Origin of the sequence: Tepidimonas sp., assembly GCF_036825565.1 — a bacterium.
Taxonomy (GTDB): domain Bacteria; phylum Pseudomonadota; class Gammaproteobacteria; order Burkholderiales; family Burkholderiaceae_C; genus Tepidimonas.
This window is the reverse complement of the sequence record NZ_DAISXZ010000080.1, coordinates 1-10081: the sequence shown is the minus strand read 5'-3', so window position 1 is coordinate 10081 and position 10081 is coordinate 1. Positions and strand designations below refer to the sequence as shown.

8 protein-coding genes are annotated in these 10081 nt (G+C 68.9%); 2 read left to right on the top strand and 6 right to left on the bottom strand.

Annotated features, from left to right (window positions below):
- Positions 1-34 precede the first annotated feature (34 nt).
- Positions 35-2344, top strand: a complete 2310-nt coding sequence (locus V7026_RS09925; protein ID WP_334155226.1) for a penicillin-binding protein 1A — start codon at positions 35-37, stop codon at positions 2342-2344.
- Between the two features lie 40 nt (positions 2345-2384).
- On the opposite strand, the gene cyaY is transcribed toward V7026_RS09925, so the two are convergent.
- A complete protein-coding gene (gene cyaY / locus V7026_RS09920) occupies positions 2385-2714 on the bottom strand; it encodes an iron donor protein CyaY (RefSeq protein ID WP_334155225.1) in 330 nt (109 codons plus the stop codon).
- Here cyaY and lysA point away from each other — a divergent pair.
- Positions 2596-4101 carry a diaminopimelate decarboxylase gene (gene lysA / locus V7026_RS09915; RefSeq protein ID WP_334155224.1) on the top strand — a complete coding sequence of 502 codons (1506 nt, stop codon included), beginning with the start codon at positions 2596-2598 and terminating at the stop codon, positions 4099-4101. The two genes, cyaY and lysA, sit on opposite strands and share 119 nt — an antisense overlap.
- Here the strand turns inward: lysA and V7026_RS09910 are convergent.
- The 5 genes from V7026_RS09910 to V7026_RS09890 form a co-directional block, all read right to left on the bottom strand.
- Positions 4037-4681, bottom strand: a complete 645-nt coding sequence (locus V7026_RS09910) for a sulfite oxidase heme-binding subunit YedZ (protein ID WP_334155223.1) — start codon at positions 4679-4681, stop codon at positions 4037-4039. The two genes, lysA and V7026_RS09910, sit on opposite strands and share 65 nt — an antisense overlap.
- A 1-nt stretch (position 4682) precedes the next feature.
- The gene (gene msrP, locus V7026_RS09905; protein WP_334155222.1) at positions 4683-5657 is read right to left on the bottom strand and encodes a protein-methionine-sulfoxide reductase catalytic subunit MsrP; all 975 of its coding nucleotides are present in this window, start codon (positions 5655-5657) and stop codon (positions 4683-4685) included.
- 19 nt (positions 5658-5676) lie between these two features.
- Positions 5677-7044, bottom strand: coding sequence for a c-type cytochrome biogenesis protein CcsB (gene ccsB / locus V7026_RS09900; RefSeq protein ID WP_334155221.1), 1368 nt, complete (start codon positions 7042-7044; stop codon positions 5677-5679).
- Positions 7041-9182 carry a cytochrome c biogenesis protein ResB gene (locus tag V7026_RS09895; RefSeq protein ID WP_334155220.1) on the bottom strand — a complete coding sequence of 714 codons (2142 nt, stop codon included), beginning with the start codon at positions 9180-9182 and terminating at the stop codon, positions 7041-7043. The genes ccsB and V7026_RS09895 overlap by 4 nt, the downstream gene beginning before the upstream one ends.
- Before the next feature lie 177 nt (positions 9183-9359).
- The gene (locus V7026_RS09890; RefSeq protein WP_334155219.1) at positions 9360-9974 is read right to left on the bottom strand and encodes a c-type cytochrome; all 615 of its coding nucleotides are present in this window, start codon (positions 9972-9974) and stop codon (positions 9360-9362) included.
- Positions 9975-10081: the final 107 nt, after the last annotated feature.

Sequence of the window (10081 nt, the reverse complement as noted above, 5' to 3'; positions counted from 1 at the left end):
GCCCAAGCCCGCGCCCCAATCGGGTTGGCGCCGGATGCTGTGGGGGGCGCTGACGGTCGTCTTGGGCACGGGGCTGGCCGCAGCGATGCTGGTCGCCCTTGGCCTGGCGATGGCCTACCCCAACCTGCCCGACGTCAGCGAGCTGACGGACTACCGCCCCAAGCTGCCGCTGCGCGTGTACGCGCGCGACGGCTCGCTGTTGGCCGAGTTTGGCGAGGAGCGGCGCAACCTCGTGCCGTTCGAGGACATCCCGCCGGTGATGATCAACGCGGTGCTGGCCATCGAGGACGCGCGCTTCTTCGAGCACAACGGCATTGACTACCGGGGCCTGCTGCGCGCGGCGCTGGCCAACCTGGGCGAAGCCAAGAGCCAGGGCGCCTCCACCATCACCATGCAGGTGGCGCGCAACGTCTATCTGTCCAGCGAAAAGAGCTACCTGCGCAAGATTTACGAGGTGCTGCTGACCTTCAAGCTCGAGCACATGCTCACCAAGGAGCAGATCCTCGAGATCTACATGAACCAGATCTTTCTGGGCCACCGCTCGTACGGCTTTGCAGCGGCGGCGCGTACGTATTTCGGCAAGTCGCTCAAGGACCTGACCATCGCTGAAGCGGCCATGCTGGCCGGCCTGCCCAAAGCGCCGTCGGCGTACAACCCGATCAGCAACCCCAAACGAGCCCGGGCGCGCCAGCTCTACATCATCGACCGGATGCTGGAAAACGGCTTCATCACCGCCGCCGAGGCCCAGGCCGCGCGCGAGGAGCCGCTGCGCCTGCGCCGCTACGATGCCGAGCAGGCCATCCACGCCGAGTACATCGCCGAGATGGTGCGCCAGACCATCGTCGAGCGCTACGGCGAAGACGCCTACACCGCCGGTCTGAAGGTCCACACCACCATCGACCCGGCCCTGCAGCGCGCGGCTTGGCGCGCCGTGCGGCAGGGCATTCTGGACTTCGAACGGCGCCAGTTCTACCGTGGGCCGGAGCGCTTCATCGACCTGCCGGCCGATCCCGCCGCCCGCGAGGCGGCCATCGACGATGCGCTGACCGCCGTGCCGGATAACGAGCCGCTGCTGACCGCCGTGGTGCTGTCGGCCGACCCGCGCAAAGTGGTCGTGGTGCGCGGCGACGACACGCCGATCGAAATCACTGGCGAGGGGCTGGAGTCGGTGCGCTCGGGACTGAGCGACAACGCCCCGCCCCACCTGAAGCTGCGCCCCGGGGCCGTCGTGCGCATCGTCAAGGGGGCGCAGGGGTGGTATCTGACCCAGACCCCCAAGGTGGAGGCGGCCTTCGTCGCCGTCGATCCGCGCGACGGCGGTATCCGCGCGCTGGTCGGCGGCTTCGACTTCGAGCGCAACAAGTTCAACCGCGTCACGCAGTCGCAGCGCCAGCCGGGCTCCAGCTTCAAGCCCTTCGTCTACTCGGCCGCTCTGGAAAAGGGCATCATGCCGCAGACGGTTGCGAATGACGCGCCACTGTTCTTCCCGGCCAGTGTGACGGGCGGCAAACCCTGGGAGCCCAAAAACTACGACGGACAGTACGACGGGCCGATGGCCATCCGCACGGCGCTGGCCAAGTCCAAGAACATGGTGTCGATCCATGTGCTGCGGGCCGTCGGCACCCAGTCGGCACAGCAGTGGATCACCCGCTTTGGGCTGGACCCCGCCAAGCATCCGCCCTACCTGACCATGGCACTGGGCGCGGGGTCCGTGACGCCGCTGGAAATGGCGGCCGGCTACGGCGTGTTCGCCAACGGAGGACACTACCTGCCGCCGGTGCTGATCACCCGCATCACCGACCCCAATGGGCGGCTGCTGCTGGAGGTGCCGCCGCAGGCCCCGGACGAGGCCAACCGCACCCTGCCCGAGCGCAATGCCTTTCTGATGGGGCAGCTCCTCAACGAAATCACCCGATCCGGCACCGCCGCGCGGGCGCAAGCGACGCTCAAGCGTCCGGATCTGTACGGCAAGACCGGCACCACCAACGATGCGCAGGACGCGTGGTTCGTGGGTTTTCACCCGACGCTGGCCGCGGCGGCTTGGCTGGGCTACGACACGCCGCGCAACCTGGGGCGGCGGGCCACGGGCGGGGCGCTGGCGCTGCCGATCTGGATCGACTTCATGGGTCAGGCCCTGCGCAACACGCCCGTGCACGAGCTCACCCCGCCCTCGGGCGTCGCGTTCGTGAACGGCGACTGGGTGTATGACGAATACGCGGACGGCAGCTACGTCAAACGCCTGGGCTTTGGCGATGCAGTCAGTCTGCCTTCGGGCGATGCGCCCCCCGACGGTGGGGCCGACCCGCGGGAAAAGCGCAGCATCCTAGATCTGTTCCGGCAGTAAGCCCCCGCCCCCGAGTCACGGAGAGGTGCGGGGCGGCGGGTTATGGCGTAAACGTCAGCGGCACGCCCGCCTGCGCCGACGCCTCGCGCGAGAGGTGGGCAAAAAACTCCCCCGCGCCCTTGGTGTCCATCCAGTGCTGGCCGTCGAAACGGTAGTGGTAGCCGCCGGAGCGCGACGCCATCCAAATCTCGTGCAGGGGCTTTTGCAGATTGATCACGATCTGGCTGCCGTTGCGGAAGGTCAGCGTGATCATGCCGCCCACGCGCTGGTTGTCGATGTCCGCATCGGTGGTTTCGTTCAGGCGGTCGCAGTTGAGCTCCACCGCCTTCAGGGCCGCCTCGGCCCGGTCCAGGTATTCGAGATCGGTCATCACTACAATCGCCCGCATGCAAAGAAGTCGGCGCATTGTAGGACCGCGTCTGGCCGTCTGGGCGGCCGTGCTGGCCATGACCCTGTCGGGATGTGGCCAGAAAGGCCCCTTGACGCTGCCCTACGCCCCCCATTTTGCCTACCGCGACGGCGAGCTGTGGGTCGAAGGGCTGCGCGTCGCCGATCTGGCTCGCGAGTACGGCACGCCACTCTTCGTGTACTCGGTGGCGGCCATGCGCGCGGCGGTGGCGGCCTACCAGCGCGGGCTACAGGGGCGGGACGCGCTCATCTGCTACGCGATGAAGGCCAACTCCACGCTCGCGATCCTGGAGGTGTTCGCGCGGGCCGGCTGCGGCTTCGACATCGTCTCCGGCGGCGAGCTGGAGCGCGCCTTGCGCGCTGGTGCGCCGCCCGAGCGCATTGTCTTTTCGGGCGTGGGCAAGACCCGCGCCGAAATGCGCCGCGCGCTGCAGGTCGGCATCGGCTGCTTCAACGTCGAAAGCCGCGCCGAGCTGGACGAGCTGGACGCCGTGGCACGCGAGCTGGGCGTGCGCGCGCCCGTCAGCCTGCGCGTCAACCCGGACGTGGACGCGCAGACCCACCCCTACATCTCCACCGGGCTCAAGGGCAACAAATTCGGCATTGCGCACGACGAGGCGCTGGACGCCTACCGCCACGCCGCCAGTCTGAGCGGCCTGTCGGTGGTGGGCATCGACTGCCACATCGGCTCGCAGATCACCAACATCGGCCCCTATCTGGATGCGCTGGACCGCGTGCTCGACCTGGTCGAGGCGATCGAGGCCGCGGGCATCCCCCTGCACCACCTGGACCTGGGCGGCGGCCTGGGTATCGAATACCACGGCGAGCAGCCCCCCGCCGCGGATGCGCTGTGGCAGGCGATGCTGGCGCGCCTGGACGCGCGCGGCTATGGCCGGCGCCGCCTGCTGCTGGAGCCGGGCCGCTCGCTGGTGGGCAACGCCGGCATCTGCGTGACCCAGGTGCTCTACACCAAGCCCGGCGCGGCCAAAAACTTTTTGATCGTGGACGCGGCAATGAACGACCTGCCGCGCCCGGCCATGTATGAGGCCTACCACGCCATCGCCCCCGTGCGGCCACGCCCCGACGCCCCGGCGCTGACCTGGGACGTGGTCGGCCCGGTGTGCGAGAGCGGCGACTGGCTCGGGCGTGACCGGGAGCTGGCCGCGCAGCCGGGCGACTGGCTTGCGGTCGGCTCGGCCGGCGCCTACTGCATGAGCATGGCCAGCCACTACAACACGCGCAGCAAGGCCGCCGAGGTGCTTGTCAGCGGCGCGCGCGCGCAGCTCATCCGCGCGCGCGAGACGGTGGCCGACCTGTGGCGGCAGGAGCGCGCGCTCGCGCTCGACTGACCACCGCGCGCACCCGCCAGCCGAGCAGCAGCGCCAGCAGCGCGCCATACACCACCACCTCGCCCCAGAGGCGCTTGCCGCTGCGCATCCAGAACCAGTGCAGCAGCGCGAGCAGCGCCACCGCGTACACCAGCCGGTGCAACGCGCGCCAGCGCCGCGCGCCGAGGCGCCGGATCGCGGCGTCGAACGAAGTCGCCGCCAGCGGCACCAGCAGCAGCACGGCCACCGCGCCGACGAGGATGAACGGCCGCTGCGCAACGTCGCGCGCGATCGCGGCGAGGTCGCCGCCCTGATCCAGCCACGCGTACGCCAGCAGGTGCAGCAGCGCGTAGCCGAACGCCCACAGCCCCAGGCCGCGGCGCCAGCCGGCCAGCGCCGGCCAGCCGGTCAGCTGCCGCAGCGGCGTGACGAGCAGCGTCAGCCACAGCAGCCGCAGCGCCCACAGGCCCAGGCCCCGGATCAGCGCCTCGGCCGGGTTGGCGCCAAGGCGGTCGGCCAGCGCCAGCCCCCACAGCCACGCCGCCGGGGCCGCCAGCAGCAGCAAGGCCCAGGGCTTGGCCGCGCGCAGCCAGCGGTCCACGTCAGTAAAAGCGCCGCAGGTCCATGCCGGCGTACAGCCCCGCCACCTGCTCGGCGTAGCCGTTGAACGGCTGCGTCTTCAGGCGCGGCGCGAACAGCCCGCCCTGACCCAGCCGCCGCTCGGTGGCCTGGCTCCAGCGCGGGTGCGGCACGTCCGGGTTGACGTTGGCGTAGAAGCCATACTCGTGCGGCGCCGCCACGTTCCAGGCGGTGGCCGGCTGGCGCTCGACGAAGCGGATGCGCACGATGGACTTGGCGCTCTTGAAGCCGTACTTCCACGGCACCACCAGTCGCAACGGCGCGCCGTTCTGCGGCGGCAGCAGCTCGCCGTACAGGCCGAAGGCCAGCAGCGTCAGCGGATGGCGCGCCTCGTCCATCCGCAGCCCCTCGACGTAAGGCCAGAGCAGCACGCTGGAGCGCAGGCCGGGCATCGTCTCGCGGTCGGCCACGGAGTGGAACTCGACGAACTTGGCGCTGCCCAGCGGCCGCGCGTGCTCGATCAGCGCCGACAGCGCATAGCCGACCCACGGGATCACCATCGACCAGCCTTCCACGCAGCGCAGACGGTAGAGATGCTCCTCCATCGGCGCCAGCTTCAGCAGGTCGTCCAGATCCAGCGTGAGCGGCCGCGCCACCTGCCCTTCCACCTGCACCGTCCATGGCCGCAGCCGCATGCGGTGCGCCAGGCGGGCGGGGGCTTCCTTGTCGGTGCCAAACTCGTAGAAGTTGTTGTAGCCGGTGATGAGTTCGTAGGGCGTGGGCGCCTCGGGCGTGTGGGCACCGGCGACGGTGCTGGGCCGGGCGGCCAAAGGCGGACGTTGCCCGGGCCGACTGCCCGGGGCGGACGCGGTCGCACCAGCGGCCGGCGCAAGCGCCGCCCCGACTGTCCCTGCCGCCATCCAGCCCGCGCGCTGCAGCCATGCGCGCCGGTTTTCGACGACCGCCCGTGGCGTGATCTCGCTGGGCCGCGGCTGCATCGGGGCCACCCCTGCCGGATCAGAGCGCGCCGTAGCTGTGCAAACCGCTCAGGAACATGTTGACGCCCAGGAAGGCAAACGTCGTGATGCCCAGCCCCACCAGCGCCCACCACGCCGCCACCGTGCCGCGCAGCCCCTTCATCAGGCGCATGTGCAGCCACGCCGCGTAGTTCAGCCACACGATCAGCGCCCAGGTCTCCTTCGGGTCCCAGCTCCAGTAGCCGCCCCAGGCCTCGGCGGCCCACAGCGCGCCCAGCACGGTGGCGATGGTGAAGAAGGCAAAGCCCACCGCGATGGCCTTGTACATCACGTCGTCGAGCACCTGCAGGCTCGGCAGCCGCTCGGCGATGCGCCGCCGCGCGGCCAGAATCCCGCCGACGATCAGCGCCGAGACGCCGAAGTAGATGAACCAGTAGCCGGCCCCTTGCTCGGCGGCCCCGCGGCGGAACACCAGCGGCTCGAAGCACAACACGATGCCCAGCAGCCACAGCGGGGCCAGTTTCCACCAGCGCGTCTCGCCGGCGCTCTGCTTGATCAAGTAGGCAAACGCCAGCATCGCCGCAATTGCGAACGTGCCATAGCCGATGAAGTTGGCCGGCACGTGCAGCTTCATCCACCAGCTCTGCAGCGCCGGCACCAGCGGCTGGATTTGGTGCGCCTCGCGCACCACCGTGTACCACAGCAAAAAGCCCACCGCGGCACTCACGATCAGCATCGCAAACGCCCCCATGCGCCGCGTCTGGTAGCGATCCTCGTAGTACAGGTGGTACGCCGCCGTCAGCCAGGCAAACAGCACGAACACCTCGTACAGGTTGCTGACCGGGATGTGGCCGATGCCCGGGCCGATCTGGTGGCTCTCGTACCAGCGTACCATCGTGCCGACCAGCGCCAGCGTCACCGCCACCCAGGCGATGCGCGAGCCAAGCCGCTCGGCTGTCTCGCCCCCGCGCGGCGCCAGCAGCCCGATCCAGTAGAACACCGTGCTCATAAAAAACAGCACGCACATCCAAAGGATGGCCGACTGGCTGGAGAGGAAATACTTCAGCAGGAACACCTGATCGGCGCGCGCCAAATCGGCACGGCCATCTGCCTGGTACAGCCCGATGGCCAGCAGCGCCAGCGCCGCCACCACCACGGTCAATGGCTGCACCGGGCGCCAAAACCACGCCAGCGCCACCAGGCTGGGCACCGCGCCGACCAGAATGGCCTTTTCGTAGCCATCCATCGCGTGGCCCCACTGCCACAGCGCCACCGCGGCACCGGCCACGGCCAGCAGCGCATACAGCCAGTCCCACACCGTGCGGCGGGCCAGCCAGCCGCGCGCGCCGCTGTCCGACGCGCTGTGCTTGTCGAGCTTGAGGTCGATGGTTTGGGAAGCGGACGTCATGTCGAACCCTTGGACGCGGGGGGATACAGCAGGCCACGCAGGCCGTCGAACTCGCGGTCATTATCGAGCAGCTTGCGGTTGCTCGACAGCGCCATGGTCGCGCGGGCGCCGTCACCAGCCGGGGCCAGCCACACCCACAGGCGCCGTTCGCGCACATAGAGCATGGCAAAAACCCCAATGATCAGCAACAGACACCCCAAGTACACAATGGTCTTACCCGGCGCGCGCGCGACCTGGAACACGCTGGCTTGCACATGCTCAAAGTCCTCGAGCTGGAAGGTCAGCGGCGCGGGGTAGAAAAAGGCGTCGGACAGGCTCAGCACCGCCTGCGTCATGAAGGCCGCGGTGGCGTCGCCAAGCTGCGCCGGCGGCAGGCCGGCGTGCTGGCGGCTGAGCTGGTACAGCTCGAACAACGTGCCGTTCAGGATGCGCAGCAGGACCTCGCCGGCGCGCTCGCGCTCGGCCTCGGGGACATTGACCTCCATGAACGCCGACAGCGCCTGCAACCCCCCCAGACGGGGCACGCCGTTGTGGGGCAGGCGCTCGATCTCCGGGTCCTCACCGGCGAACAGGTCGATCGAGCGCTGGGCCGACCCGGTGAGCGCCTGCACCACGGCGGGCGGCTGGTCGGGCGCGGCCGCCGCCACATAACGCCGCACCGCCATCTGCCGCATCGCCGGATCGGCCAGCGCCGCGCGCAGCCGCGCAAAGCCGTCCAGGCGATCGTTTTCGTCCACCGGCACGCGCAGATAGCGGAACGGCTCCTGGGGCGTATCGCGCACGCCCAGCAGAATCACCCGCTGGCCGTCCAGGTCGATCGGCAGCTTGTAGTTGTGGAACTCGCGCGCCTGGCCCGCTTCGTCGCGCAGCTTGTAGGTGATGCTGGGGCCGACGTTGCGCAGCACGCGCTCCGTCGCCGTCTTGTGGCCAGAGCCCAGACGCGACTCGATCGCCTGGCGCAGATCGACCTTGCGCACATCCACGCCAGCGGCGGCCGTGTCGCCAAAGTTCTCGACGTTGATGACGCGCAGGCCCGTGAACTCCAACCGCAGCCGCTCGTCGCCATTGGTCAGCGCGGTCGCTTCGCCGATGCGGCCCTGCACCTCGAACGGCTTGACGCTCGCCCCCATGGGCACCGCGCGCAGTTTGACCAGCGAACCCCCATCGTCGAAGCTGGACTGGTAGATCTGGATGCCCCGATGCTCCACCGGGTGGTTGACCTCCACCCGCGCCGGACGCGCCTCGCCCGTGTAGTGGTCGTGGATGACGATCTCGCTGGCAAACAGCCGCGGCATGCCGGTGTCGTAGTACTCGACGATGAACTTTTTCAGCTCCACGTCGAACGGCAGCTCCTGCAGGATCACGCCCTCGGGCTGGGGCAGCACCGCGACGCCGGCGCGCGTACCCTCGGTGACCAGCAGGTTGCCGCGGAAGGTCGGGTTGGCGTCGCTCAGGCGGTGCTTCGCGGGCACGTCGGCGATCAGCCCGCCGCCCTGGAACGCCTCCTTGCCGCCAAACCAGAGCTGCGCCCGCACCATCAAATCCCCGTCGAAAAGGCCGCCGATGCAAATGATGACGATGGCCGCGTGCGCCGCCAGGTAACCGATCTTGTTGGCCGCCCCCGCCTTGGCGGCCAACATCCAGCCGGTGCCGCTGGGGGTTTCGCGCGACTGCAGGCGCACCTTCCAGCCGCGCGCCAGCAGCCCCTGGCCGATGCGCTCGGCGGCCGCGCGCGGGACCTCGGCCAAGGTCGTCTCGGCCTTGTGGTGAAAGGCCTGCAGGCTTTGCTCGCGCACATGCTCCTTGTACTGGCGCAGGTCGGTCAGGATCTTGGGCGTGTTGCGCACGATGCACAGCGTCGTGCTCACCACCAAAAACGCCAGGATCAGCAAAAACCACCAGGCGCTGTAGACGGAGTACAGGTTCAGCACCCCGAACACCTCGGACCAAAACGGCCCGAACTGGTTGACGTAGTTGTTGATCGGCTCGTGCTGCTTGAGCACGGTGCCCACGACCGACGCGATGCTGATGACCGTCAGCAGCGCGATGGCAAAACGCATCGACGACAGCAGCTCGACCGCCGACGCGACGCGGCGGGACTGGAGTCGCAGCTCGATACCGGCAGTGGAAGCACTCATGCGGACACGGGGTACAAAAAAGGCAGGCCGAGTGGGGGCCTGCCTCGACTGAGAGTTGGAGTCACGCGGAAGGTTCCACGCGGGGGCCGGCTGCCAGTTCGAATATTATCGAACGCTGATATTCTCCGGCAGCGGACGGGGCCTTTAGACGGGACGCGGCCACGGTCGGCCCGCGGATCAACGCAAACCGGCAATGTAATCGGCCAGGGCCTTGATTTCGTTGTCCGTCAAGTAGCGCGCGATCTCGTGCATCTGCTTGTTGTTGGCGCGCTCGTTGGAGCGGAACGCCTTGAGCTGCGTGGCCGTGTACTCGGCATGCTGGCCGCTCAGGCGCGGATACTCGGCCGGGATACCGCTGCCGCTGGGGCCGTGGCAGCCGGCACAGGCCGGAATGCGGCGATCGGTGATGCCCCCGCGGTAGATGCGCTCGCCCAGGCGCACCAGCTCGGCGCTGGTGGAAAACCCGGTCGCGCCCTTCTGGCTGGCCAGCCAGTAGGCGATGTCGCGCATGTCGTCATCGGACAACTGGCTGGCAAAGCCCACCATCACCGCATTGGCCCGCTTGCCCGACTTGTACTCGCGCAGCTGCTTGATCAGGTACTCCGGGTGCTGCTGCGCCAGCTTGGGGTTGGCCGCGGTCGTCGAGTTGCCATCCGCCGCGTGGCAGGCCACGCACACCTGCCCAAACAGCGTCGCGCCGCGCTTGAGGTCGGGCTGAGCGGTCTGTGCTTGGGCGGACCAGGACAGGGTGGCGGCGAGGGCGGCACCAATGAGCGTGACGATGGGTTTCATGGTGTGGTCGCTGTGTGGGCGCGTGGAAGTATGGGCCAGGGCCGGCCCGGGCGCATCGGAAGGACCGCTAGATTCTACAATGGCCCCGAAACCGCCCCGTATGACGA